Source organism: Nonomuraea thailandensis (genome assembly GCF_024172165.1).
Classification (GTDB): domain Bacteria; phylum Actinomycetota; class Actinomycetes; order Streptosporangiales; family Streptosporangiaceae; genus Nonomuraea; species Nonomuraea thailandensis.
In genome coordinates, this window is record NZ_JAMZEB010000002.1 from 11,422,158 (window position 1) to 11,445,475 (window position 23,318).

General features: G+C 71.2%; 24 protein-coding genes. 15 read left to right on the top strand and 9 right to left on the bottom strand.

Annotated elements, in window-relative coordinates; genetic code table 11:
- Window positions 1–23: 23 nt before the first annotated feature.
- Window positions 24–1,154, top strand: a complete 1,131-nt coding sequence (locus HD597_RS57220; RefSeq protein ID WP_253757027.1) for an ROK family protein — start codon at window positions 24–26, stop codon at window positions 1,152–1,154.
- 214 nt (window positions 1,155–1,368) lie between these two features.
- On the opposite strand, the gene HD597_RS57225 is transcribed toward HD597_RS57220, so the two are convergent.
- The 5 genes from HD597_RS57225 to hppD form a co-directional block, all read right to left on the bottom strand.
- A complete protein-coding gene (locus HD597_RS57225) occupies window positions 1,369–2,034 on the bottom strand; it encodes a hypothetical protein (RefSeq protein WP_253757029.1) in 666 nt (221 codons plus the stop codon).
- Complete coding sequence (locus tag HD597_RS57230; RefSeq protein WP_253757031.1) at window positions 2,031–2,555, bottom strand: RNA polymerase sigma factor; 525 nt, start codon at window positions 2,553–2,555, stop codon at window positions 2,031–2,033. The genes HD597_RS57225 and HD597_RS57230 overlap by 4 nt, the downstream gene beginning before the upstream one ends.
- Window positions 2,556–2,650: 95 nt before the next feature.
- Window positions 2,651–4,063, bottom strand: a complete 1,413-nt coding sequence (locus HD597_RS57235; RefSeq protein WP_253757033.1) for a M1 family metallopeptidase — start codon at window positions 4,061–4,063, stop codon at window positions 2,651–2,653.
- Window positions 4,064–4,109: 46 nt separating this feature from the next.
- Complete coding sequence (locus HD597_RS57240; protein WP_253757036.1) at window positions 4,110–4,553, bottom strand: RDD family protein; 444 nt, start codon at window positions 4,551–4,553, stop codon at window positions 4,110–4,112.
- 34 nt (window positions 4,554–4,587) lie between these two features.
- A complete protein-coding gene (hppD, locus tag HD597_RS57245; protein WP_253757038.1) occupies window positions 4,588–5,697 on the bottom strand; it encodes a 4-hydroxyphenylpyruvate dioxygenase in 1,110 nt (369 codons plus the stop codon).
- A gap of 103 nt (window positions 5,698–5,800) precedes the next feature.
- On the opposite strand from hppD, the gene HD597_RS57250 reads away from it, so the two are divergent.
- On the top strand, window positions 5,801–6,283 hold the full coding sequence (locus HD597_RS57250; protein ID WP_253757042.1) for an Lrp/AsnC family transcriptional regulator: 483 nt from the start codon (window positions 5,801–5,803) through the stop codon (window positions 6,281–6,283).
- Between the two features lie 218 nt (window positions 6,284–6,501).
- Window positions 6,502–8,538 carry a transglycosylase domain-containing protein gene (locus tag HD597_RS57255; RefSeq protein WP_253757045.1) on the top strand — a complete coding sequence of 679 codons (2,037 nt, stop codon included), beginning with the start codon at window positions 6,502–6,504 and terminating at the stop codon, window positions 8,536–8,538.
- Here the strand turns inward: HD597_RS57255 and HD597_RS57260 are convergent.
- Window positions 8,535–10,556 (bottom strand): thioredoxin domain-containing protein, encoded by a 2,022-nt coding sequence (locus HD597_RS57260; protein ID WP_253757047.1) that lies wholly within the window; start codon window positions 10,554–10,556, stop codon window positions 8,535–8,537. The two genes, HD597_RS57255 and HD597_RS57260, sit on opposite strands and share 4 nt — an antisense overlap.
- A gap of 99 nt (window positions 10,557–10,655) precedes the next feature.
- On the opposite strand from HD597_RS57260, the gene HD597_RS57265 reads away from it, so the two are divergent.
- Window positions 10,656–11,804: a hypothetical protein gene (locus tag HD597_RS57265; protein WP_253759914.1), complete on the top strand. Its 1,149-nt coding sequence runs from the start codon at window positions 10,656–10,658 to the stop codon at window positions 11,802–11,804.
- Between the two features lie 4 nt (window positions 11,805–11,808).
- Here the strand turns inward: HD597_RS57265 and HD597_RS57270 are convergent, their stop codons facing one another.
- The 3 genes from HD597_RS57270 to mca are packed head-to-tail and all read right to left on the bottom strand — an operon-like array spanning window position 11,809 to window position 13,192.
- Window positions 11,809–12,087 carry a GNAT family N-acetyltransferase gene (locus tag HD597_RS57270; protein ID WP_253757049.1) on the bottom strand — a complete coding sequence of 93 codons (279 nt, stop codon included), beginning with the start codon at window positions 12,085–12,087 and terminating at the stop codon, window positions 11,809–11,811.
- Complete coding sequence (locus tag HD597_RS57275) at window positions 12,088–12,270, bottom strand: hypothetical protein (protein WP_253757052.1); 183 nt, start codon at window positions 12,268–12,270, stop codon at window positions 12,088–12,090.
- Window positions 12,271–12,307: 37 nt separating this feature from the next.
- Window positions 12,308–13,192 (bottom strand): mycothiol conjugate amidase Mca, encoded by an 885-nt coding sequence (mca, locus tag HD597_RS57280; RefSeq protein WP_253757054.1) that lies wholly within the window; start codon window positions 13,190–13,192, stop codon window positions 12,308–12,310.
- A 134-nt stretch (window positions 13,193–13,326) separates the two neighbouring features.
- On the opposite strand from mca, the gene HD597_RS57285 reads away from it, so the two are divergent.
- The 11 genes from HD597_RS57285 (at window position 13,327) to HD597_RS57335 (ending at window position 23,248) form a co-directional block, all read left to right on the top strand.
- A complete protein-coding gene (locus tag HD597_RS57285) occupies window positions 13,327–13,746 on the top strand; it encodes a DUF4307 domain-containing protein (protein ID WP_253757056.1) in 420 nt (139 codons plus the stop codon).
- A gap of 108 nt (window positions 13,747–13,854) precedes the next feature.
- Window positions 13,855–14,355, top strand: a complete 501-nt coding sequence (greA, locus tag HD597_RS57290; RefSeq protein WP_148437100.1) for a transcription elongation factor GreA — start codon at window positions 13,855–13,857, stop codon at window positions 14,353–14,355.
- A 122-nt stretch (window positions 14,356–14,477) separates the two neighbouring features.
- Window positions 14,478–15,632: a C40 family peptidase gene (locus HD597_RS66350; RefSeq protein ID WP_253757059.1), complete on the top strand. Its 1,155-nt coding sequence runs from the start codon at window positions 14,478–14,480 to the stop codon at window positions 15,630–15,632.
- Window positions 15,633–15,702: 70 nt separating this feature from the next.
- Complete coding sequence (gene abmR, locus HD597_RS57300) at window positions 15,703–16,224, top strand: ATP-binding transcription factor AbmR (RefSeq protein WP_253757061.1); 522 nt, start codon at window positions 15,703–15,705, stop codon at window positions 16,222–16,224.
- 260 nt (window positions 16,225–16,484) lie between these two features.
- Complete coding sequence (locus tag HD597_RS57305; protein ID WP_253757063.1) at window positions 16,485–18,350, top strand: phosphoenolpyruvate carboxykinase (GTP); 1,866 nt, start codon at window positions 16,485–16,487, stop codon at window positions 18,348–18,350.
- A gap of 86 nt (window positions 18,351–18,436) precedes the next feature.
- Window positions 18,437–19,411 carry a TIGR04222 domain-containing membrane protein gene (locus tag HD597_RS57310; RefSeq protein ID WP_253757065.1) on the top strand — a complete coding sequence of 325 codons (975 nt, stop codon included), beginning with the start codon at window positions 18,437–18,439 and terminating at the stop codon, window positions 19,409–19,411.
- Window positions 19,412–19,509: 98 nt separating this feature from the next.
- On the top strand, window positions 19,510–20,436 hold the full coding sequence (locus tag HD597_RS57315) for a TIGR04222 domain-containing membrane protein (RefSeq protein WP_253757067.1): 927 nt from the start codon (window positions 19,510–19,512) through the stop codon (window positions 20,434–20,436).
- Window positions 20,437–20,438: 2 nt separating this feature from the next.
- Complete coding sequence (locus HD597_RS57320) at window positions 20,439–21,254, top strand: MbnB/TglH/ChrH family RiPP precursor modification enzyme (protein WP_253757069.1); 816 nt, start codon at window positions 20,439–20,441, stop codon at window positions 21,252–21,254.
- On the top strand, window positions 21,251–21,778 hold the full coding sequence (locus HD597_RS57325) for an SCO6045 C-terminal-like domain-containing protein (RefSeq protein ID WP_253757071.1): 528 nt from the start codon (window positions 21,251–21,253) through the stop codon (window positions 21,776–21,778). Before HD597_RS57320 ends, HD597_RS57325 begins: the two co-directional genes overlap by 4 nt.
- Before the next feature lie 65 nt (window positions 21,779–21,843).
- Window positions 21,844–22,743, top strand: a complete 900-nt coding sequence (locus HD597_RS57330) for a DUF7064 domain-containing protein (RefSeq protein WP_253757074.1) — start codon at window positions 21,844–21,846, stop codon at window positions 22,741–22,743.
- 49 nt (window positions 22,744–22,792) lie between these two features.
- A complete protein-coding gene (locus HD597_RS57335; RefSeq protein WP_253757076.1) occupies window positions 22,793–23,248 on the top strand; it encodes a hypothetical protein in 456 nt (151 codons plus the stop codon).
- Window positions 23,249–23,318 lie beyond the last annotated feature (70 nt).

Consider the following 23,318-nt stretch of genomic DNA (forward strand, 5'->3'; position numbering starts at 1 on the left):
CTGATCTCGTACGGCCGCCGCCCGTGATCCTGGCCGTCGACGTCGGGGGCACCAAGATGGCCGCCGGCCTGGTGGCCCGCGACGGCACGGTGGCCGCCGCCCGGCGTGCCGCGACGCCACAGGGCGCGGACGCGCGGACCCTGTGGCGGACGCTCGCCGACCTCGTCGCGCCGCTCGCGTCCTGCGCCGAGGGGGTGGGAGTGGGCTGCGGCGGGCCGCTGATCTGGCCCGACGGTGAGGTCTCGCCGCTGAACATCCCCGGCTGGCGCGGCTTCCCGCTGCGTGCCCGGCTGGCCGCGCTGTTCCCCTCCGTGCCGGTACGCCTGCACAACGACGCGGTCTGCCTGGCCGTGGCCGAGCACTGGCTGGGGGCCGGGCAGGGGAGCGACGACATGCTCGGCATGGTGGTGTCCACGGGCGTGGGCGGCGGGCTCATCCTCAACGGGCGGCTCCTGCACGGGCGCACCGGGAACGCGGGGCACATCGGGCACGTGGTGGTCGAGCCGTCGGGCGGCCCGCGCTGCGGCTGCGGCGGCCACGGCTGCCTGGAGGCCGTCGCCCGTGGGCCGGCGCTGGTCGCGTGGGCCCTGGAACAGGGCTGGGTGCCCGGCGCGGTGCTGCATGACGGGGCCGTGCCCGGCACGGTGGCGCCTGGGGCGGTAGCAGGTGATGCAGTGCGTGATGCTGTGCCGTGTGATGCGAGGGCGCCGAGGGCGAGTGCTTGTGACGTCGTGGCGCCTGGTGCCGTGGTGCGTGATGTGGCGGTGGCCGCTGCGGACGTGTCACATGCCGTGGGGAGCGGGGCGTACTCGGAGGATCGGGCCGTCACGGCGCGGCAGCTGGCGGCCGACGCGCGGGCGGGGGATCCGGTCGCGGCGCGGGCGATGCGCCGTGCCGGGCGGGCGCTGGGCGTGGCCATCGCCTCCACCACGCACCTGTGCGACCTCGACGTCATCACGATCGGCGGCGGCCTGTCCCAGGCGGGGGAGCCGCTGTTCGGCCCGCTGGAGGAGACGCTGCGGGAGCACGCCAGGATGGGGTTCGCCCGCCGCGTCAAGGTCCTGCCCGCCGCCCTCGGCCAGGAGGCCGGCCTCATCGGCGCCGCGGCGCTGCTCCTGGCGGGCGACATCTACTGGCCCGCGCAAGACACCTGATCACCACGCGCGGCGCGGGCCCGGCGGTCGCACACGCGTGACGCGGGCCCGGCGGTCGCACACGCGTGACGCGGGCCCGGCGGTCGCACACGCGTGGTGCCGGACCGGCGGTCGCAGACGCGCGGCGCGGGCCCGGCGGTCGCTCGCACGTGGCGCGGGCCCGGCGGCCCCGAGGGCTGCTCGGGCGGGCCGCCGGGCCCCGTGCCAGAAGGCGTCAGCCGTTCTTGCTGGTCAGGCTCGGCCCCTCATCCTCCGTGCTCGTGTCGAACCCTGGCCCCACGTCCTTCTTCTCCGTCGTGCCATCAGCAGGCGGAGCCGGCATGGCGACGGGCTCGCACTCCGAGACCGCCCCCTGGACGAGGCTCATGTCCATCGCCATCGGCGCCTTGTCGTCCCCGTCCTTGCTCTTGGAGACCACCAGGACCAGAGTGTGGCCCGCCGGCACCTCACCCTCGTCGATCGCGAAGGTGACCGTCCTGCCGCCCTGGCCCATGCCGAGCCGCGCCGCGAACCTGCCGGACGCCTCGCCGTGCGCGCCCCGCGGCTGCCGGCAGGTCTGCCCCGCCGGCAGGTAGTCGACGACCGCCTGAACGCCCGCGTCCGCCAGCGCGGCCTCCAGCCCCTCAGGGTCGGTGAACGTGCTGATCTCCACGTTCACCTTGCCGTCGGAGCCCTTGGTCACCGCGTACGCCGGGCCGCCGACGAGGCCGGTCGCCACCACCACCGCGGTGGCGGCCGCCGCGACCCCCGCCACCGCGGCGGACAGCCCCACCCAACGGCGCCTACCGGCCGGTGCCACTGTCGTCATCCGGTCCTCCGCCTTCCTCGTGGTGATCTCTTCCTTGAGTGCACCGAGAAGACGATCTTCGAAGTCGCTCATGCCCGTCCTTCCGAATACACAGCCGAGGGCGAGGTGAAGTGTTCGAGGGCACGCCTGGCCCTGTGCAGCCGGACCCGCGCGGTGACCTGCCTGATGCCCAGGGCCGTGGCGGCCTCGGTGACGGTGAGCTGGTCGATCGCCACGAGCTCCAGCACCGCGCGCTCGCCCTCCGGCAGGCCCGCCATGGCCTCCAGAGCGCTGCGCATCTGGCGCTCGGCGTCGATCCGCTCCTCCATCCGCGCGAGGTCGTCGTCGTCCATCAGCCGGCGCCCCGCGAGGCGGCCGGTCGCCCGCGCCTCCCGGGTGGCCCTGCGGTACTGGGCCGACACGACGTTGCGCGCGATGCCGTACAGCCAGGCGATCTCGCTGCCGCGCCCCGGCGTGTACGTGTCCGCGGAGTCCAGAACCGCCAGGAAGATGTCCGCTGTCAGGTCGGCGGCGAGGTGAGGATCGCTCACCCGCCGGACCACGAACTTGAGCACGGCATCGACGTGGCGGCGATAGAAGGCCTCAAAGGCCACAGGGTCTTGATTGAGGCGCACCGGCCTCGCTCCCTTCGTCGTTCGCCCTTACACCTCGTACTTGGTCCGGGCGACGCGAAGCGTTTCCGCGCTGGTCAGGCGGGTTTGCGCGGCTGGTGGAGCCAGGCGTCGAAGAGCGCGTCGAGGTCCTTGCCGGACAGCCGCTCGGCGAGCGCGACGAACTGCTCGGTCGTCACGTGACCGTAGCGGTGCTCGGCGGCCCACGCCTTGAGCAGGGTGAAGAACGTGGGGTCGCCGACGGCCCTGCGCAGCGCGTGCAGGGTCATGCCGCCGCGGGTGTAGACCGACTGGTTGAACAGGTCGTCGGGCTTGGCGCGGCCGGGAGGATAGGCCCACATCGGGTCGGTGGCGGGCCGGTTGAGGAGCTCCTTGAACGTGGCCTCCGCCGTCTTCCTGCCCTTGTGCTCGGCCCACAGCCACTCCGCGTACGTGGCGAAGCCCTCGTTGAGCCAGAGGTCCTTCCAGCGCCTGATGGTCAGGCTGTTGCCGAACCACTGGTGCGCCAGCTCGTGCGCGATGATCGTCTCGTCGGGCTGGAAGCCGCCGTACAGCGGCTTGGTCTGGTTCTCCAGCGCGTAGCCGGCGGAGTAGTCGTCGACGACGCCGCCGGTCGAGGAGAACGGGTAGGGGCCGAACACCGTGGCCCAGTGGTCGGTGATCTGCCCGGAGAGCGTGTAGAGCGAGTCGAGCGAGCTCTTGAATTTGGGGTCGGCGGCGGCCAGGTTGGGGATGCCGGCGGCGGTGCTGCCCCGGCGCAGGTCGAACTTGCCGACCGTGGCCGTGGCCAGGTAGGTCGCCATCGGGTGGCGCTCGCGCCAGCGGTAGGTGGTCCTGCCGCCCGAGGTGGTGGGCTGCCCGGCCGGCTCGCCGTTGGCCAGGGCGGTCACCCCGGCGGGCACGGTGATGGCGAAGTCGAAGGTGGCCTTGTCGGCGGGATGGTCGTTGTTGGGGAACCAGGTCTTGGAGCCGTTGGGCTCGGAGGCCACGAACGCGCCGTCGGGCGTGGGGATGAAGCCGTAGGTGCCGAGGTTGGCGTTGTCGCTGGCCGGTCGGGGCAGCCCGCTGTAGGCGACCCTGACGGTGAAGGGCGCGCCGTCGGCGATCGCCCGGGCGGGCCGCACGGTCAGCTCGTCGCTCTGCCTGGTGAACGTCGCGGGCGCATTGTCGACGGCGACCTCGCGCACGTCGAGCCCGGTCAGGTCGAGGTTGAAGCTGGACAGCTCCTGGGTGGCGGAGGCGCGGATCGTGGTGACGCCGTCGAGCCGCTTGGTGGCGGGCGTGTAGTCGACGGCCAGGTCGTAGTGGGAGACGTCGTAGCCGCCGTTGCCGTCGCGGGGGAAGTCGGGGTCGCCGATGCCGGGCGCCCCGGCGCGCCGGTCGACGGCGCTCTGCCCCGCGGCGGTCGGCGTCGGCTCGTCGGCGGGCGAGCAGGCCAGCACGCTGACGAGCGTCGCCAGCATGGCCACCCCGCGCCTGTTGAACCGCATGAACGTACGGGCCCCCTTCGCTTCGTGACCTTAATATTACGCTGAGTCAGGCGTTCACGACGACCGTCCTCGCCGCCTTGTCGTGCACGGCCTGCTTGCGGGGGTCGAAGAGGATCCAGCCGAGGTCCACCAGGATGCCGACGCAGCACCACCAGCCGAGCACGGTGAACACGGCCTGCCTGACCGCCGCCTGCCCCACCCCTATCCTGCCGCCGTACTCGGACACGACGCGGAGGCCGAACACCTTCTTGCCCAGCGTCTGACCGTTCCAGAAGGCGTGCAGCAGCCAGAAGTACAGGAACGCCACCAGACCGGCCACGAAGGTGTGCTCGATGGGATAGCGGTCCCAGTCGCCCCGGTGCTCGTTCCAGACGTAGTCCCAGCTCGTCCAGTTGAACGGCGCGGAGGCGATGTTGATGACGAGCCAGTCGAGGACGCCGGCGAACAGCCGCCGCCAGCGCCCCGCCAACCCCGGTGGTGGCAATCCCATGAAGTCTGGATGACCACCACTAAGTCGGGACAAACTAAAGGTTGCCCCTGCGTTCCTGCTCCCGCTCGATCGCCTCGAACAGCGCCTTGAAGTTGCCCTTGCCGAACCCGAGCGAGCCGTGCCGCTCGATGAGCTCGAAGAAGACCGTGGGCCGGTCCTGCACGGGCTGGGTGAAGATCTGCAGCAGGTAGCCGTCCTCGTCGCGGTCCACGAGGATGCCCCGCTTCTTCAGCTCCTCGATCGGCGCCCGCACCTGCCCGATGCGCGCGCGCAGCTCGGGGTCGTCGTAGTAGGAGTCGGGCGTGTCCAGGAAGCTCACCCCGGCGGCCCGCATGTGGTCGACCGTGGTCAGGATGTCGTTGGTGGCCAGCGCGATGTGCTGCACGCCGGGCCCGCCGTAGAACTCCAGGTACTCGTCGATCTGCGACTTCTTGCGGCTGACGGCCGGCTCGTTGAGCGGGAACTTGACCTTGCGGGTGCCGTCGGCCACGACCTTCGACATGAGCGCGGAGTAGTCGGTGGCGATGTCGTCGCCGATGAACTCGGCCATGTTCGTGAAGCCCATCACCTCGCGGTAGAACTCCACCCACTCGTCCATCTTGCCCAGCTCGACGTTGCCGACGCAGTGGTCGACGGCCTGGAACAGCCGCCCGTTCTTCGTCGCGGGCGGCGCGACCAGAGGCTCGGCGGGGGCGTAGCCGGGCAGGTAGGGGCCGCCGTAGTTGGACCTGTCGACCAATGTGTGCCGGGTCTCGCCGTACGTGGCGATGGCGGCGAGCACCACCTTGCCGTGCTCGTCCTCCAGCGTGTGCGGCTCCACCAGGCCCTTCGCCCCGTGGGCGACGGCGTAGGCGTAGCCGGCCTCCACGTCGGGCACCTCGATGGCCAGGTCGATGACCCCGTCGCCGTGCTCCGCCACGTGCCGGGCCAGGTCCGTGCCGGGCCGGATCGAGGCCCGCAGCTCGAAGGTGGCGCTGCCCGAGGTCAGCACGTACGCGGCCACGTCGGGGCTGCCGTTCTCCGGGCCCCTGTAGGCGACGAGCCGCATGCCGAACGCGGTCGAGTAGTAGTGGGCCGCCTGCCTGGCGTTCCCTACGGCGAACACCACGGCGTCCATGCCGTTGACCGGAAAGACATCACTCATACCCCTAACTCTCGATTTTCCTGGACGAGTTGCGCAACAGTTACTGTAATGAGTGCACAATCTGCCTAGTTCTCAGCCGCCCAGTGGGGTATTTCTGTACAGCATGACGACGATCGACGAGCTCGACTCCCGGCTGATCGCCCTGCTGACCGCCGAGCCCCGGCTGGGCGTGCTGGAGTGCTCGCGGCGGCTCGGCGTGGCCCGCGGCACGGTCCAGGCCCGGCTCGACCGGCTCATGGACAGAGGGGTGATCACCGGCTTCGGCCCGGACGTGTCGCCCGCCGCGCTCGGCTACGACGTCACCGCGTTCGTCAGCATGGAGATCAGGCAGGTGGCCGGGCACGACCCGGTGGCCGACCGGCTCGCCCGGATCCCGGAGGTTCTGGAAGTGCACACGATCACCGGCGACAGCGATCTGCTGTGCCGCGTGGTCGCCAGAACGAACGCCGATTTACAGCGGGTTATCGATCGGATCGTCGACGTACAGGGCGTACTCCGGACTAATTCGATCATCGCACTGGACACTCCGGTTCCCTACCGAGTGCTGCCTTTGGTCGCCGATGTTCCGCGTCGGGAGGCCCGGTAGACGTACTATCGCTGAGGGACTAGGCACCATTGTCGATCGTTTACCCTTACCATTCGCCCAGCTTGCGGGGGTTGGGCCAGGCTTGACGAGGGGGGTCGAGGGTGCGGAGTGGCGGTGGTAAAGGAATGCGGAAGAGGCGGCGGATTCTCCGGGTTCTGCTGGTATCAATAGGCACGGGAATCGTCGTACTGGCCGGGCTTTTCGCCATTGCCTGGGCTTTGACTCCCATTCCGGACACGACGCAGAAGCAGGCGACCGCGCAGGGCTCGGTGATCTATTACCGCGACGGCAGAAGCGTGCTCGCGCGGCAGGGCGTCGACCGCAGGAACGTCGAGCTGGCCCGGGTGCCCGAGCACGTGCGCGACGCGGTCATCGCCGCCGAGAACCGCTCGTTCTACGAGGACGCCGGCGTCTCGCTCAAGGGCACCGGCAGGGCCGTCTGGTCCACCCTCACCGGGCAGCAGCTCCAGGGCGGCTCCACCATCACCCAGCAGCTCGTGCGCAACTACTACAGCGGGCTGAGCCAGGAACGTTCCGTCACCCGGAAGTTCAAGGAAATCCTCATCGCGATGAAGGTCGACCAGTCCAAGTCCAAGGACTGGGTGCTGGAGCAGTACCTCAACACGATCTACTTCGGCCGTGGCGCCAACGGCGTCCAGTCGGCCGCCCGCGCCTACTTCGCCAAGGACGTCGAGGACCTGACCGTGTCCGAGGGCGCGTACCTGGCGGCGGTGATCCAGCAGCCGAGCCGCTTCGCCGACCCCAAGGGCTCCGACCTGGTCGCGGCCCAGGACCGCTGGCAGTCGGTGATCAGAGCCATGAGCCAGACCGGCACGCTGACCGCCGAGCAGGCGGCCGCGCAGCGGTTCCCCGAGCTGAAGGCGCCGAAGAAGCCGTTCGAGCTCAAGGGCCAGGCCCAGTACATGCTGGAGCAGGTCACCGCCGAGCTGAACCGGCGCGGCTACACCGACGAGGACATCAACAGCGGCGGCCTCAAGATCGTCACGACGTTCGACAAGAAGCTCATGCAGGCCGCCCAGCGGGCGGTGGAGGAGACACTGCCGGACAGCACGCCAAAGAAGGTGCGTACGGGGCTGGCGGCCGTCGATCCCGCCACGGGCGAGGTCGTCGCCTTCTACGGCGGCAGGCCGTCGCAGTCGAAGTACTACGACAGCGCGTTCTCGGCCAAGGTGATGGCCGGTTCCACGTTCAAGCCCTACACGCTGGCCGCGGCGCTGAACAACGGCTTCGACCTGTCCACCAGGGTCGACGGCAACTCGCCGCTGCACGTGGCCTCGGCGTCCCAGGCGATCCCCAACGACGGCGACCGCTCCTACGGCCAGATCAACCTGGTCAGCGCCACCCAGAACTCCGTCAACACCGCCTTCGTGGACCTCGGCCAGAAGGTCGGCCTGGACAAGGTCGCCGAGACCGCCGAACTGGCCGGCATCCCCGCCGCCCAGCTCGACAAGCAGAAGGAGGCCGCCTCATTCCCGCTCGGCGTCTCCTCCGTCAGCGCCGTCCAGAACGCCTCCGGCTTCTCCACCTTCGCCAACAAGGGCGTGCACGTGGAGGCGCACGTCGTCAGGTCGGTCACCGACGCGGCGGGCCGCAAGGAGGTGGTCGAGCCCGTCGAGACCAAGGTGGTCGGCGAGCAGGCCGCCGCCGACACGATCTACGCGATGCAGCAGGTCGTCAAGTACGGCACCGGCACCGCCGCCCGCCTCTACGACCGCCCGGTGGCCGGCAAGACGGGCACCACCGACGACTCCAGGTCGGTCTGGTTCAACGGCTTCACGCCGCAGCTCGCGGTGGCGGTGGACATGTTCCGCGACGACAACGCCACCGTCAGCATCCCGGGGTACGGCACGCAGTTCGGCGGCCAGCTCCCCGCGCAGATCTGGCGGGCGTTCATGACCGAGGCGATGGCGGGCAAGCCGGTCGAGGAGTTCCCCGAGCCGTCGGAGTACGGCTGGTCGTCCCGCTGGTCGGAGCCCGACCGCGACGGCGACGTGCCCGACGAGCAGTACTCCCCGCCGCCGAGCGAGGACGGCTGGGACCGGCCGGAGCCCGACTTCACCCCGCCGCCGTTCTCCGACGGCCCGCCGGAGACGGAGAGCCCGGAGAACGACGGGCCGGACGAGCAGCCGGAGCAGACGGCGCCGCCGGAGACCGAGGTCCCCGACCAGCCGTCGGTGCAGGAGACCGGCGTGGACGGCGGCAGGGGCGGCCGCGACGAGCAACCGGGCCGCTAGCTCCCGTCGCCAGGAGGGTTCGAGCCGAGTTCGGCGCGCAGCTCCTCGACCGTCGTCACGGGCATGCGGCAGGTGAACCCCCTGCACACGTAGGCGGCGGGCGCCTCGCCGACCAGGCCGCGCCCCTCCAGCAGGGCGGGGAAGGCGCTCTCGCGCGGCACGAGCGGGTCGCCGGTGCCCCGGTCGGCGGTGTCGCCCCGGCCGAGCGCGACCACGAGCCCGGGCGCGTCAGCGAGCAGCGCCTCCCGGTGCAGCGCCGCCGTACGCGGATCGCCGGCGGGCCCGACGACGGCGACCTCCACCGGCCCCGACAGCGCCGCCCGCGCCACGGCCAGCCCCCAGCCCGCGAACCTGGCGTGCCCCGCCGCCAGCACCGACACGGTGCCGAGCGCCGCGTGGGCGGCGTCGCGGTGGCGCATGGAGCCGGTCAGCGCGCCGTAGGAGAGCAGCGCGCCGGCGGCCGCGTACTGGCCGGAGGGGGTGGCGTTGTCGGTGGGGTCCTGCGGGCGTTGGAAGAGCCGCTCGGCGTCGTCGGCGGTGTCGTAGAAGCCGCCTGACCCGTCGGAGAAGCGGTCGAGCACGGTGTCGAGCAGCGATCCCGCCTGCCGCAGCCAGCGGGCCTCGCCCGTCACGCCGTACAGGGCGATCAGGCCCTCGGCCAGGTCGGCGTAGTCCTCCAGCACCCCGGCGTTCGTGCCCGCCCTGCCGTCCCTGGACGTGCGCAGCAGCCTGCCGCCGTCCAGGTGCGTGCCGGCCAGCAGCTCGGCCGCCTGGGTGGCCGCCGCCACCAGGTCGGGGCGCTCGAACACGACGCCGGTCTCGGCCAGGGCGGCGATGGCCAGGCCGTTCCAGGAGGCCACGACCTTGTCGTCGCGCCCGGGGCGCACCCGGCGCTCCCTGGCGGTCAGCAGCCGCTCCCGCACGTTCGCGTACCGCGCGGGGTCCTCGGGGTCGCGCAGGAGCTGCAGCACGGAGGCGCCGTGCTCGAACGTGCCGGCGGGCGTCACCTCGAACAGCCCGGCGGCCCACCGGCCGTCATCGTCGCCGAGCACCTCGCACAGCTCGCCGGGGGTCCAGACGTAGAACTTGCCCTCCACGCCCTCGCTGTCGGCGTCGAGCGCCGAGGCGAAGCCGCCCTCCGGTGTGCGCATCTCGCGCAGCAGCCAGCCGGCCGTCTCCAGCGCCACCCGCCGGGCCAGGTCGCCGCCGCCCGCCTTCCACCAGTGCGTGTAGACGCGCAGCAGCAGGGCGTTGTCGTAGAGCATCTTCTCGAAGTGCGGCACGACCCAGCGCGCGTCCACGCTGTAACGCGCGAAGCCGCCACCGAGCTGGTCGTACATGCCGCCGCGCGCCATGGCCGCGAGCGTCGCGCCGCTCATCTCGCGCTCGCCGGAGCGCAGCAGGAACTCCAGCACCATCGACGGCGGGAACTTGGGCGCCCCGCCGAACCCGCCGCTCGCCGCGTCGAACGACTCCCGCAGGTTGTGCACGGCCTGCCGCAGCGTCTCCTCGCCCGGCAGCGGCCCGCTCGGCAGCGTGGTGTTCGTGTTGAGCGCCTCCACCACCTTCGCGCCCTGCTTCAGCACCGACTCCCTGTCACCCGTCCACACGTTGTGCACCTCGGTGAGCAGGCGCTGGAAGTGGGGGCGCGGGAAGTACGTGCCGCAGTAGAACGGATGGCCCTCGGGCGTGGCGAACACCGTCATCGGCCAGCCGCCCTGGTGCGTCATGGCCTGCGTGGCGCCCATGTAGACGGCGTCCACGTCGGGCCGTTCCTCGCGGTCGACCTTGATGTTGACGAAGTGCTCGTTCATCAGCCGCGCGGTCGCGGCGTCCTCGAAGCTCTCGTGGGCCATGACGTGGCACCAGTGACACGCCGAGTAGCCCACGCTGATGAGCAGCGGCACGTCACGGCGGCGGGCCTCCGCGAACGCCTCCTCGCCCCACGGGTGCCAGTCGACGGGATTGTCGGCGTGCTGGAGCAGATAGGGGCTCGTCGCGTCTTTCAAGCGGTTCATCAGGACCTCCCCGGCCAAGCCTAGACGGCGGCGGCCGCGCGTCCGGGGAGCAGGGGGTGCGGCCGGAACAGGACGCGGCGTAGGTTACGGGACGTGGATATGGACTTCGTCTGCGCCCAGGCCGGTCGTCCGGCGCCGGCCCTCACGCGCAGGGACGTGGCGCGCGCGCTGCTCGCCGTGCCGTCGGGCGTGGCGCTCGTGGCGCTGCCCGACCTGCGGCGGGCCATGATGTCGGCGGGCAACCCGCTCACGCTCGCGTTCTGGGAGTCCGCCAAGGCGACGCTCAGCTCGATCGAGGCGGGGGTGGCCACGGTGGGCGACGTGCAGCGGTGGGTGGAGTCCACGGGCACGGAGCCGATCCTCATGACGCCCAGCTACTTCGTCTGGCCGGAGGAGGACGAGCGCGGGCCCGTGGCGAGCGAGATGTTCGCCCGGCTGGTGGCGCACCTGGAGGAGCGGGTGGCGTCGGGGGAGATCGACCCCGACGCGCTGGCCACCGGCGACCAGGGCGCCCGCGCGGCCTACGAGGAGCTGCAGGAGCGCTGGCTGGGCACGCCGCTGCCCGACGGCCGGGTGCCCGGGTTCGCGGTCAGCGACGAGCAGGACGAGGAGCTGTTCGCGGCCTGGGACGAGGAGGAGGCGTTCGCGCTGTCGGAGCTGCGGCGGATCATGGCGGAGCTGCCCAAGCAGCCCGAGCTGCCCGTCACGGAGCTGGAGGCGGCGGTGGCGCGGCTGCGCGCGCTGCTCGCCCTGCCCGGCTATCCCGCCAACGTGCTGCGGGCCTGCGCCGGGTTCGACGACCGGCCGGTGCCGGACGGCGACGCGGAGCTGTGGCTGGCGGTGGCGGCGGGCGTGGCGGGGCCGATCTCGGACCTGTCGGACGGCGCGGACGTGCTGGAGGAGTTCGCCGATCTCGACAGGGACCTGAGCGAGGAGGACACCGCGCTGGCCAACCTCTGCGCGATCCAGCACGCCGACTGGCTGGCGGGGGTGGCGGCGCTGGTGCGCCTGGGCCCCGGGGTGCTGGCCTCGCCCGAGCGCATGGCGCGGCTCATCGCCGAGTCGGAGGACATCGACATCGACGAGCAGGACGACGACGACCTCGACGCGACGGAGGCGCTGTTCGAGTCGGTGGTGACCCTGTGGCGGCTGCTCGGCGTCGTGGACAAGGACGACGTGCTCACGCCGCTGGGCTGGTGGGGGCTGCCCAGGGCGCTCGAACGCGCCTGGTCGCCCGCCGCCGAGTGAGCGCTCAGCCCACGAGCTCCTGGAACTCGGGGTGGCGCTCGATGTACTTGGCGACGTAGGGGCAGCGCGGCTCGACGCGCAGGCCGGTGTCGGCGCTCGCCTGCAGGGCGTGCCCGACCAGCTTGCCCGCCAGCCCCTGCCCCTCGTAGGCGGGCAGCACCTCGGTGTGGGTAAAGATGATCTTCGTGGGCAGCAGGAGGTAGTCGGCGAACCCGGCGACCTTGCCGTCCACGAGGATCTCGAACCGGCTCTCCGTCGAGTTGTCGACTATTTCGATCGGCATCTACTTCTTGGCCTTCTCGTCCTCGCGGGCCGCCTCGGCCTCGATCTCACTCTCGCGCGGCACCTGGATCTTCGACATCTGCTTGTTCATCGACTTGATCAGGATGTACAGGGCGAGCCCGAGAAGGGCCACGACGACGAACCCGAGCAGACCCGGGCTCACTTCACCTGCTGCTAGAACCATCACCCCTCCAGTCTGCCACCGAGGTGCCGTGGTCCGTTCAGTGGCAGGCGGGCTCGACCTCGTCGGCGTGGATGCCCGCGAACAGGTCGTCCTCCGGCAGGTCGGTGTCGACCAGAGAGCGCGCCAGGTGGTAGTCCTCGGTCGGCCAGATCTCCTGCTGGAGCTCGCGCGGGCAGACGAACCACCAGCTGTCGGGGTCGACCTGGGTGGCGTGCGCCTTCAGCGCCTCGTCGCGGATCTCGAAGTAGTCGCCGCACGGCACCCGCGTGGTCACCGGCCACTTGGCGGGGCGGTCCTCCCAGCGGGAGATCCAGTCGGCGTACGGGGAGCCGAGGCCGCGCTCGGTCATCGCCTCGTGCAGCGCCTCGAAGCGCTCCTTGGTGAAGCCCATCTGGTAGTAGAGCTTGAGCGGCTGCCAGGGGTCGCCGGTGCCGGGGTAGCGGTCGGGGTCGCCGGCCGCCTCGAACGCCTCCACGGAGACCTTGTTGGTCATGATGTGGTCGGGGTGCGGGTAACCGCCGTCGTCGTCGTAGGTGATGATCACGTGCGGCCTGAACTCGCGCACGGCGGCCACCAGCGGCGCCGCGGCGTCCTCCAGCTTCTGCAGGCCGAAGCAGCCCTCAGGCAGCGCCTCGTCCTCGTTCTCCGGCAGCCCGGAGTCCACGAAACCCATGAAACGCTGCTCGACGCCGAGGATCTCGCGCGCCCTGGCCATCTCGGCCTTGCGCACCTCGCCGATGTTGGCGACGATCTCAGGCCGGTCCATCTTCGGGTTGAGCACGGATCCGCGCTCGCCGCCCGTGAGGGTACAGACCAGCACTTCCACGCCTTCACGCACGTAACGCGCCATGGTGGCGGCGCCCTTGCTCGACTCGTCGTCGGGGTGGGCGTGAACGGCCATCAGCCTCAGCGGTGCACTCACGGGCTCGAAGCTCCTCAGTTGGGACCGGTCAGTCACCCAGAGAGGTTAGTTTCTGCTGGGCGGTCGCGAGGGCACACCCCCCGCGGGCGACAATTGTCTCGGATAACGCTGAGGGAGTGCAGGGAGATTCCGCCATGGTCACCAAAGATGTCGGGAACGGGCCAGTTCTCGGCACGCCCGACGACTTTCCGGACCGGCCCAAGCGAGGTGGCCGGCTCGTCGTCCACGTGGTGATCGGCGTGCTGGTGGCCATCATCGCAGGTGGGTGGGGCTACGTGATGTGGTCGATGACGGCCGGAGGGTCGGAGGCGCCGGCGCAGGTCGTGACGTTCAAGGTCAACGGACCCAGCAGCGCCGAGATCACCTTTGAGGTCTACAAGCCAGACGATAGGGTGGCCGTCTGCCGGATCAGGGCTCTGGACGTCAATCATGCGGAAGTGGGCAGCAAGGAAGTAAGAATCGCGGCTGGTGAGGGTAGTAAGCAGCTCAAGGAAAGCCTGGACACGAGCGGCCAGGCGACTTCCGTCCACATCCAGTACTGCAATCTCGTATAGTGAGACATTTGGGGAAGCGTTCGAGCGGTTGACTTGTTAGCCTTTCGCAATTCAACCGTACGCGACCTCAACTGATCTCAGGGCCCCCTAGGCAAGCAAGGAGAACCCGTGGCCGACTCTCGCGATGAGAACGTCACATGGCTGACGCAGGAGGCGTACGACCGCCTGAAGGCGGAGTACGAGTATCTCTCTGGCCCCGGGCGCGTCGACATCGCCAAGAAGATCGAGGCCGCCCGTGAAGAGGGCGACCTGCGCGAGAACGGCGGATACCACGCCGCCAAGGACGAGCAGGGCAAGATGGAGGCCCGGATCTTCCACCTCCGGCAGATTCTCGACAACGCCCAGGTGGGAGAGGCCCCCAAGGCCGAGGGCGTGGTGGGCCCCGGCATGACCGTGACCATCCGGTTCGTCGGTGACGACGACGAGGTCACCTTCCTGCTCGCCTCCCGCGAGGAGAGCGGAGCGCCGATCGACGTCTACTCGCCCAAGTCCCCGCTCGGGGCGGCGATCAACGGGAAGAAGATCGGAGAGAAGGCCACGTACTCCATGCCCAACGGACGGCAGAACACCGTCGAGATCCTTGAGGCTGTGCCGTACATCGGCAACTGACCCCCCTGGACCACGACCGCCGGGCCCCCGCTGGCCCGGCGGAATTTTCGCATGGGTCCGGAATCCGGCAAGACCTCAGTTTCTTAGTTAAGTCCCGTAAACGGCGCAACACCTACAAACTGGTGCCGTTCATCGTGGTGACCCTGGTCGCGGTGCTGACGGCCGACGTGTTGTTACTCACCCAGCCGGACGCGGCCATGGCGCCCGTCGACGAGGCCGTGCGGGCCACCCCCAGGCAGACGCCGCTGGCGCAGAAGCGGCCGGTGCAGCAGCAGCCCGCCGTGACCACGCAGCCGGTGCAGCCGCTGAGCAAGCTGCACAAGCCCAACCTGTTCGTGCTGACGAGCAAGCCGTTCACCAACGAGATGTTGCAGAAGGTCGCCAGGCTGTCCGGCGTGCGGGCGCTGGAACTGGCCGACGCGGCCTCGGTCACGCTCGACGGCAAGCGCGTGCAGACGCTGGCCGTCAACCCCTCGACGTTCCGCTCCTACACCCCCAAGGTGACCGCCTCCTCCGACGCGCTGTGGCAGAACGTCGCGGCCGGCGACGTGGCGGTCTCGTTCGTGCTCGGCAACGACGGCGGGCTGTCGCTGCACAGCCGGGTGTCGGCCGGCTCCGCCGGGCAGTTGCGCATCGGCGCGTACGCCACGACGGGCTTCGGCGCCGTGGACGCCGTCGTGTCCAAGCAGGTGGGCCGCTCGCTGGGGCTGCCCCGCGACAACGCGCTCATCGTCAGCGCGCCCAAGGCGAACTCCGACACGCTGCGCAAGCGGATCATGAGGGCGCTGGGCAAGGGCACGCAGGTGGCCATGGTCAACCCGGTGCTGCCCCAGCCGCAGCAGAAGGTGACCCAGCGGAACTGGCCGGCGGGCTCGTTCATGACCGGCGAGCAGCTCACGGTGGCGCTGAAGGCTGCCGTCTCCAAGCTGGGCCGCCCGTACGTGTGGGGTGCCGAGGGGCCCGAGACCTTCGACTGCTCCGGCCTGGTCCAGTGGGCCTACGGGCAGGCGGGGGTGCGGATGCCGCGGGTGACGCACCAGCAGTGGGTGACGGGGCCGCAGGTGCCGTACTCGCAGGCGGTCCCCGGCGACCTGCTCTTCTGGCGCAACGACCCGACGAACCCCGACTACATCTCGCATGTGGCGATCTACTGGGGTGACGGGAAGATGTTGCACGCGCCGCGCACCGGAGACGTGGTAAAGATCGCCCCGGTGAGCACCAGGAATCTGGCCGGGGTCGTGCGGGTGAGCCCCATCGCGGCGGGCAAGGTCCGCTGACCCTTCCCTCGATGGACAGGTCCCCATAGCCGCGCGTGCATTCGGGGCGCAAGAATGTAATGTTGATTACATGTCTACAGACGATGCGACCGCGCAGGTGCGCGGCTGGTTCACCGGCCGGCTGCCCGAGGGCTGGTTCACCGGAGCGCCCGAGATCGTCAGGGACCGCGAGGAGATCGCGGTGCTCGGCACGCTGCCCGACCCGCCGGCCGACACGCCGGAGACCGAGCGGCAGGCCCTCGTCGAAGGGCTCGCCAGGAGGTTCAGGGAGGAGACCCGCGAGCGGCGGATCGAGATCGCCAGGGAGGCCGAGCACAAGTTCCGGCAGAAGGTGTCCTGGGGGGTCGTCTGCGGTGGCGAGACTGTGATGTTCACCACACTCTCCGTGCCCGTGATGACCCGCCTGCGGCAGGCCGAGCGCCAGGTGCTCGACACGCTCGTGGCCGCCGGCGTGGCCAGGAGCCGCAGTGACGCGCTCGCCTGGTGCGTGCGCCTGGTCGGCAGGAACACCGACGAGTGGCTGGCCGAGCTGCGCGACGCCCTGCGGCACGTCGACCGCGTTCGCTCATCGGGGCCCGACGTCCATTCCTGAGAGCGGCCAGCGGAAACGGCTCCGGGAAAGGACTAAACCACTTCCGGAATTGGTTTAGACCAGCGTAATTGGACTGGACCACTGGGCTCCGGAGGTGTGAAAAACTCCTCTTTTAAATCCTCTCCGCCTGGGTAGGCTCCCCCAATCGTCAGGGCCGCTGCCTGCGGCGACGCGCCAGACAATAGGTCTATGCCAATTGGCTTTCGGGGTGCTTCGTCGTTAATGATGACTGGGCCCTGAGAGAGTGGAGGAGTCGAGTCGTGTCCGTTTCCGTGGAAGTAGAAGCGCCCACCAGCAATCGCGAATTGGTCGCGTGGGTGAACGAGATCGCAGCTCTCACCCAGCCGGACCGCGTCGAGTGGTGCGACGGGTCCGAGGAGGAGTGGACACGGCTGACCAACCTCCTCGTGGAGCAGGGCACGCTCACGCGCCTGGCCGCCAGGCCCAACAGCTTCTACGCCAAGTCCGACCCCACCGACGTGGCGCGGGTCGAGGACCGCACCTACATCTGCTCCGAGCGCCGCGAGGACGCCGGGCCCACGAACAACTGGATCGCGCCCGGCGAGATGCGCCGGACGTTCGGCGAGCTGTTCAAGGGCTGCATGCGCGGGCGCACCATGTACGTGGTGCCGTTCTGCATGGGGCCGCTGGGCGGCGAGATCTCCCAGCTCGGGGTGGAGATCACCGACTCGCCGTACGTCGCCGTCTCCATGCGCGTCATGACGCGGATGGGTGAGCGGGCGCTGCGGCTGATCGAGGAGCGCGGAGCGGCGCGACAGGCCGAAGAGAGCGAGGAACGAGCCAACGGAGGCCGCAGCAAGCGCGACCATGAGCACAGCGACTTCGTCAAGGCGGTCCACTCCGTCGGGGCGCCCCTGGAGCCGGGCCAGGCGGACGTGCCCTGGCCGTGCAGCTCCACGAAGTACATCAGCCACTTCCCCGAGACCCGCGAGATCTGGTCGTACGGCTCCGGCTACGGCGGCAACGCGCTGCTCGGCAAGAAGTGCTACGCGCTGCGCATCGCCAGCGTGATGGCCCGCGACGAGGGCTGGCTGGCCGAGCACATGCTCATCCTCAAGCTCACGCCGCCCTCCGGCGAGACCCGCTACATCGCCGCCGCCTTCCCCAGCGCCTGCGGCAAGACCAACCTCGCCATGCTCAAGCCCACGATCCCGGGCTGGAAGGTCGAGACGATCGGCGACGACATCGCCTGGATGCGGTTCGGCGAGGACGGCCGCCTGTACGCCATCAACCCGGAGGCCGGCTTCTTCGGCGTGGCCCCCGGCACCGGCCAGGTGACCAACGCCAACGCCATCCAGACGCTCTGGGGCAACAGCATCTTCACCAACGTCGCGCTCACCGACGACGGCGACGTGTGGTGGGAGGGCCTCACCGAGGAGCCGCCCGCGCACCTCACGGACTGGAAGGGCCGCTCCTGGACGCCCGACAGCGACGAGCCCGCCGCCCACCCCAACGCGCGCTTCACCACGCCTGCCGCGCAGTGCCCGACCATCGCGCCCGAATGGCAGGACCCCAAGGGCGTGCCCATCTCAGCGATCCTGTTCGGCGGTCGCCGCGCCACCGCCGTGCCTCTGGTCACGGAGTCGCTGAGCTGGCAGCACGGCGTCTTCCTCGGAGCCAACGTCGCCTCCGAGAAGACCGCCGCCGCCGAGGGCAAGGTCGGCGAGCTGCGCCACGACCCGTTCGCCATGCTGCCGTTCTGCGGCTACAACATGGGCGACTACTTCGGCCACTGGCTGGACATCGGCCGCCGCGAGGGCGCCCGGCTGCCGAGGATCTACTACGTCAACTGGTTCAGGAAGAACGACGAGGGCAAGTTCGTCTGGCCCGGGTTCGGCGAGAACAGCCGCGTGCTCAAGTGGATCGTGGAGCGGCTGAACGGCGAGGCCGAGGCCGTGCCCACGCCGATCGGCCTGCTGCCGGCCGACCTCGACACCCAGGGCCTCGACCTGTCCGAGGACGACCTGCGCATGCTGCTGACCGTCGACCGCGAGGTCTGGCGGGAGGAGGCCGCGCTGATCCCCGGCCACTTCGAGACGTTCGGCGACCACCTGCCGAAGGAACTGTGGGACGAGTACAACGCGCTGCGCGACCGCCTCGGCTGAGCCCGCGCTGAGCGGAGCTCCCTTGTGCGGTGCGGCCCGGCCGTCTACCTTGGCCGGACGCCGCACCGCCGCTCGGGAGGGCCGCCGTGGATCTCGTCCTGCTCATCGCCGCCTTCGGGGTCTTCTTCCTGGTCGGCGCGGCCGAGCAGCGCGTCGAGCGGGAGCGCAGGCGCATCAGCGAGACCACGCCGAGCGGCACAGGGCACCAGCTCACCCACTATGAGCTGGCCTATCTCTCCGGCGGCCCGCGGCGGGCCGTCAACACGGCGCTGGCCGTCCTCGCGACGGCCGGCGCCGTCCGCGTGTCGCGGTCCTCCCAGGTCACTCCGGTGCACGGGGCGCGGCCGTCGGCGGTGCCGATCGAGCAGGCCGTGCTCGACGCGCTGGCGGCCAGGCCGGGCGGTTACCGGGCGAGCGAGCTGCGGCGGGAGCTGGAGCCGCATCCCGCGCTCCACGCCCTGGCGGGCGGGCTCGAAGCACGCGGGCTGATCGTGCGCGAGCAGGCGTTCGCGACGGCGTGGCGGCTCAGGGACCGGGCCCAGCTCGCCGTGGCGGGCGCCGTGGGATACCTGGTGCTGTTGTTCGTGCTGACCGTGATCGGCGTGGCGGGCCGGGAGAGCTACCTCGCCGGGGCGTTCCTGATCTCCGGGTTCGCGGTGGTCAGCGGGGCCGCCGGGCTGTACCGGCAGAAGCGGCGGCTGCGCAACGTCGTCACCCGCGAGGGCCGCGACGTGCTGATCTCGGCCCGCGCCCACCACCGCAGGGACGTACGCGACCACAGCTCCCTGGTCATGGCCGTCGGCATCCCCGTCGCCCTGTACGGGCTGCACGATCTCGGTGACCGGAGCCTCTGCGACGGGCTGTCGGCAGGGGACCCGCACGGTGACTGCGCCGGCTCCTGCGGCTCGTACGGCGGCGACGGCGCGACGTTCGGCAGCGACTCCCACGGCGGGCTCGACTTCGGCGGCGGCTCCTCGGGCTGTGGCGGAGGGTCGAGCAGTGGCGGCGGTTCCGGTTGTGGCGGCGGATCGAGCTGCGGGGGCGGATCCAGCGGGAGCTAAACGAGCAAAAGCCGGTCCCGCGCGGGCCGAGCCTCTACCTTGCGAACAAGTGTCTTTCCGGCACGCAGGCTGATCGGCCGCACGAGGGGAGGCCGCACATGGACCTGTTCCTGCTCATCGTTTCGGTGGCCATCGCGGCTTACGCCGCCGCCACCACCTCTGCCATCACCCGCGCGCACGCCGCCATCCGGCGCGAGGCCGCGGGCACCCGTTATCGGGATCTCGACCACTACGACCTGGCCTACCTGGCGGGCGGCCCGCACCGGGTGGCCGACACCGCGATCGCCACCCTGGCCGAGCGCCACGACCTGCGCGTCTCGCGCGGCGGCCGGGTGCACCGGGTCATCACGAGCACCGTGGCGGGGGCGCCCGTCGAGGAAGCGGTGCTCGGCATGGTGGCCACGCGCTCGGGCCTGCCCGTGATGTCGCTCAGGATCGAGGTCGCCAGGAGCCTGGCGATGGACGAGATCAAGCAGCGGCTCATGGCCCACGGGCTGCTCCTGCCCGATGGCGTCTTCACCCGGGCCCGCAATCTGAGCGTGCGGCTGCGGGTGCTGTCGGTGGCCGCGTACGCGGGTTTCGCGATCGAGGGCCTGACCCTGGTCGTGACCCCGAGCTTCCACGCGCTGCTCGCCACGCTGGTCTTCCTGGGCACGGCGATCGGCGCGGAGGTCGTGCTCGGCGCCCACCGCCGCGCCATCCGCGCCACGCTGACCGCGACCGGCCGCGAGGCGCTCGACTCGGCGAGGCAGGCGCATACGCGCGGCGTCGCCGAAGGGCCCGTCCCGCTCGCGCTCTACGGCGTCGAGTCGCTGCGCGACCCCAATCTGCGGGCCGAGCTCGGCAGGCAGGAGGCTCGCCGCGAGCGGCGGCGCAGAAGCTCGTACGCCGGCGACGGCTCGGCGGGCTGCGGCGGCGGGGTCTCCCAGGGCAGCTCCCACGGCACCGCGGGGTGCGGCAGCGGATCGTCTGGCTGCGGCGGGGGCGGCGGCTGCGGCGGCGGTGGTTGCGGAGGAGGAAGCTGACCATGGCGGGGCTGGGAGTGGGCATCGGGTGGCGGTCCGAGCTGGACCTGACCATCGAGCGCATGGCGGGCGTCGACTTCCTCGAAGTGGTCGCCGAGAACATCAAGCCCGCCCACCTGCCGGAGTCGCTGCGCGTGCTGCGGGCCAGGGGCCTGCCGGTGATCCCCCACGGGGTGTCGCTCGGGGTCGGCGGCGCGGAGCCGCCCTCCCCGGCCCGGCTGGCGCACCTGGCCGCGTGCGCGCAGGCGCTGGAGGCGCCGCTGGTCAGCGAGCACCTGGCATTCGTGCGCGGTGGCGGCGTCGAGGCGGGGCACCTGCTGCCCGTGCCGCGCACGCGCGAGTCGCTGAAGGTCGTCATCGAGAACGTGCGCAGGGCCCAGGACGCGCTGCCCGTCCCGCTGGCCCTGGAGAACGTCGCGGCCATCTTCGGCTGGCCCGAGGACGAGCTGACCGAGGCGCAGTTCCTGGCCGAGCTGGTGGCGGCCACCGGCGTGGGGCTGCTGGTCGACGTGGCCAACCTCTACACCAACCAGTTCAACCTGGGCCTGCCGGCGGTGGCGGCGCTGGACACGCTGCCGCTGGAGCACCTGGCGTACGTGCACGTCGCCGGCGGCTACGAGCACCACGGCATCTGGCACGACACGCACACCATGGCGGCGCCCCAGCCCGTGCTCGACCTGCTCACCGAGCTGTGCTCCCGGGTCACCCCGCCCGGGGTGCTGCTGGAGTGGGACGACGAGTACCCGAGCGACGCCGTGCTGGCGAACGAGCTGTCCAGGATCAGGGCCGCGATGGCGGTGGCCGGAGAGGCCGGATGAGCCCGGAGGAAGCGCGGCGGCTCGCCGGCGCACAGGGGCCGCCGGCGCAGCCGCCGCGGCCTGCCCCCCGGCTGGAGCTCGGCGAGCCACGGGGGCTCGGCGAGCCGGCGGAGCGGGAATCAGGCGAGCCGGCGGAGCGGGGATCAGTCGAGCCCGGGGAGCGGGAGCTCGGCGAGGAGCGGCGCAGGAGGCTGGCCGAGGCCCAGGGACGCGTCGTGGCGGCCCTGGTGGCCGGGGCGGAGGTGCCCGAGGGCTTCGACCCGGAGCGCATGCGGGCCCAGTCCGCCAGCCTCGTCTCCAAGCGCCGCGCCATCGTGGCCAGGATCCGCCCGGACACCGCCCAGGCGGCCGGCCCCGACCTGGCCGCCGAGTTCGCCGCGTACGCCAGGGCCCGCGCCACGCCGCCGCCCGACTACCGCACCGACGCCGACGACTTCGCCGCCTGGCTGCGCGAGCGCGGCAGGATGCCCGACGCGCCGGCCCCCGGGCGCCGCTGGTGGTCCCGCCTCCCGGGCCTGCGCTGACCGGCCCTTGATCACACCGCCCCTCCCTGGCATACGCTGATCGCAGCAAGCGCTTGGGAGGCGGCATGCGGATCGTCAACATGGGCGAGTGGCCCCTGGACCGGGCGGACGAGCGGCGGCACGACCCCGGCGGCGAGCCGCTGTGGAACGAGTCCTGGTACTACGACTTCGTCTCCGAGGACGGCCGGACGGGCGGCTACGTCCGCCTCGGCCTCTACCCCGGCTGGAACCGCGCCTGGTACTGGGCCTGCCTGGTCACCGCCGGCGGCGACAGGGTCACGGTGATCGACCACGAGGCGGCCCTGCCCGCCCGCGACCTGGGGGTGGCGGGCCCCGGCTACACGGCCGGCCACCGCGCCCCCGACCCCTTCGAGCGGGCCGAGATCCACCTGGACTCCGCCGAGCTCACCCTGGACCTGGAGTTCCGCACGGCGGCCGGCGTCTACGGCTACGCGATCACCCCGCGCTACGAGATCCCCTGCGAGGTCACCGGCACGATCGGCGGCGTGCCCTTCCACGGCCACGGCGAGCGCGACCACAGCTGGGGCGTGCGCGACTGGTGGTCGCTCTCGTGGTTGTGGAGCAGCGCCCGCCTGGACGACGGCACGTACCTGCACGGCATGCGCGCCAACCTGGGCATGGAGCTGCCCTGGCCGGCGTTCCTGGCGGGCGAGGGCGGCCTGGCCCACGTCGAGGGCTTCTCGGCCGCCACCGCCTTCGACGGTGACCGGCCGGTGCGGACCGTGCTGAGCTTTCCCGGCTGCGCCACGACCGTGCGCCCGATCACGTTCGCCCCGGTGACGCTGACCTCGCCCGAGGGGGCGGTGGCGGAGTTCCCGAGGGCGCTGTGCGCGTACGAGACCGAGGACGGGCGCACGGGGCACGGCTGGACGGAGTGGCACCAGCCCCCGGGCTGGCGGGAGCACGCCTGGGAGCCGAGGGTTCAGCGGGAAGGCGCGGGGTAACGGGGAGGGAGTGGGAGGTCTACGCTGCGTCGACGGGTCCTATCTGACCGTGACGCCGGTCGCGTGCACGGACAGCGTGGGCGCGCCGTACGAGATCACTCTGGAGCTGCACCGCGACGGCGCCCCGTACGGCAGCGTGGGTGAGCGTTGCGGGCACACGCTGGCGCGCCTGGCGCGCGGCGTCGACGAGGCCCGTCAGGGCACGGGGGCCGCCAGGCGGTGGGCCGATCCCGACGACCGCTTCCCCTGCGACGGGCCCGACAGCGAGCTGTTCTCCTTCCGCTACCTCACCAGGGCCGGGCTGGGCGGCGGTGAGCTGCGCTGTCAGCTGCGCACGATCCCGGTGTGGCAGCCGGGCCCCGGCGAGTGGCGGCTGACCCGGAGGGCCTACGTGGAGGCCTGGGGAGACACCGGCGTGGGCATGCGGGCGGTGCTCACCTCCGCGGAGCTGTCGGTGTTCGTCCGTCAGCTCGTGGATGAGGCGGAAGGGTGTCTGAAAGGTTGAGAGTCTGCGGAGGAATCGCGTAGACGGAGCGGGCACGGGCGATTCGCGGTGATAATTGCCTGTTGGAGCA

Coding starts and splice junctions, on each gene's coding strand:
- HD597_RS57225 (WP_253757029.1), bottom strand. CDS start 2,034: ATGAGCGACTTCGAAGATCGTCTTCTCGGTGCACTCAAGGAAGAGATC.
- HD597_RS57235 (WP_253757033.1), bottom strand. CDS start 4,063: ATGCGGTTCAACAGGCGCGGGGTGGCCATGCTGGCGACGCTCGTCAGC.
- HD597_RS57240 (WP_253757036.1), bottom strand. CDS start 4,553: ATGGGATTGCCACCACCGGGGTTGGCGGGGCGCTGGCGGCGGCTGTTC.
- hppD (WP_253757038.1), bottom strand. CDS start 5,697: ATGAGTGATGTCTTTCCGGTCAACGGCATGGACGCCGTGGTGTTCGCC.
- HD597_RS57250 (WP_253757042.1), top strand. CDS start 5,801: ATGACGACGATCGACGAGCTCGACTCCCGGCTGATCGCCCTGCTGACC.
- HD597_RS57260 (WP_253757047.1), bottom strand. CDS start 10,556: ATGAACCGCTTGAAAGACGCGACGAGCCCCTATCTGCTCCAGCACGCC.
- HD597_RS57265 (WP_253759914.1), top strand. CDS start 10,656: ATGGACTTCGTCTGCGCCCAGGCCGGTCGTCCGGCGCCGGCCCTCACG.
- HD597_RS57270 (WP_253757049.1), bottom strand. CDS start 12,087: ATGCCGATCGAAATAGTCGACAACTCGACGGAGAGCCGGTTCGAGATC.
- HD597_RS57275 (WP_253757052.1), bottom strand. CDS start 12,270: ATGGTTCTAGCAGCAGGTGAAGTGAGCCCGGGTCTGCTCGGGTTCGTC.
- HD597_RS57285 (WP_253757056.1), top strand. CDS start 13,327: ATGGTCACCAAAGATGTCGGGAACGGGCCAGTTCTCGGCACGCCCGAC.
- abmR (WP_253757061.1), top strand. CDS start 15,703: ATGTCTACAGACGATGCGACCGCGCAGGTGCGCGGCTGGTTCACCGGC.
- HD597_RS57315 (WP_253757067.1), top strand. CDS start 19,510: ATGGACCTGTTCCTGCTCATCGTTTCGGTGGCCATCGCGGCTTACGCC.
- HD597_RS57320 (WP_253757069.1), top strand. CDS start 20,439: ATGGCGGGGCTGGGAGTGGGCATCGGGTGGCGGTCCGAGCTGGACCTG.
- HD597_RS57325 (WP_253757071.1), top strand. CDS start 21,251: ATGAGCCCGGAGGAAGCGCGGCGGCTCGCCGGCGCACAGGGGCCGCCG.
- HD597_RS57330 (WP_253757074.1), top strand. CDS start 21,844: ATGCGGATCGTCAACATGGGCGAGTGGCCCCTGGACCGGGCGGACGAG.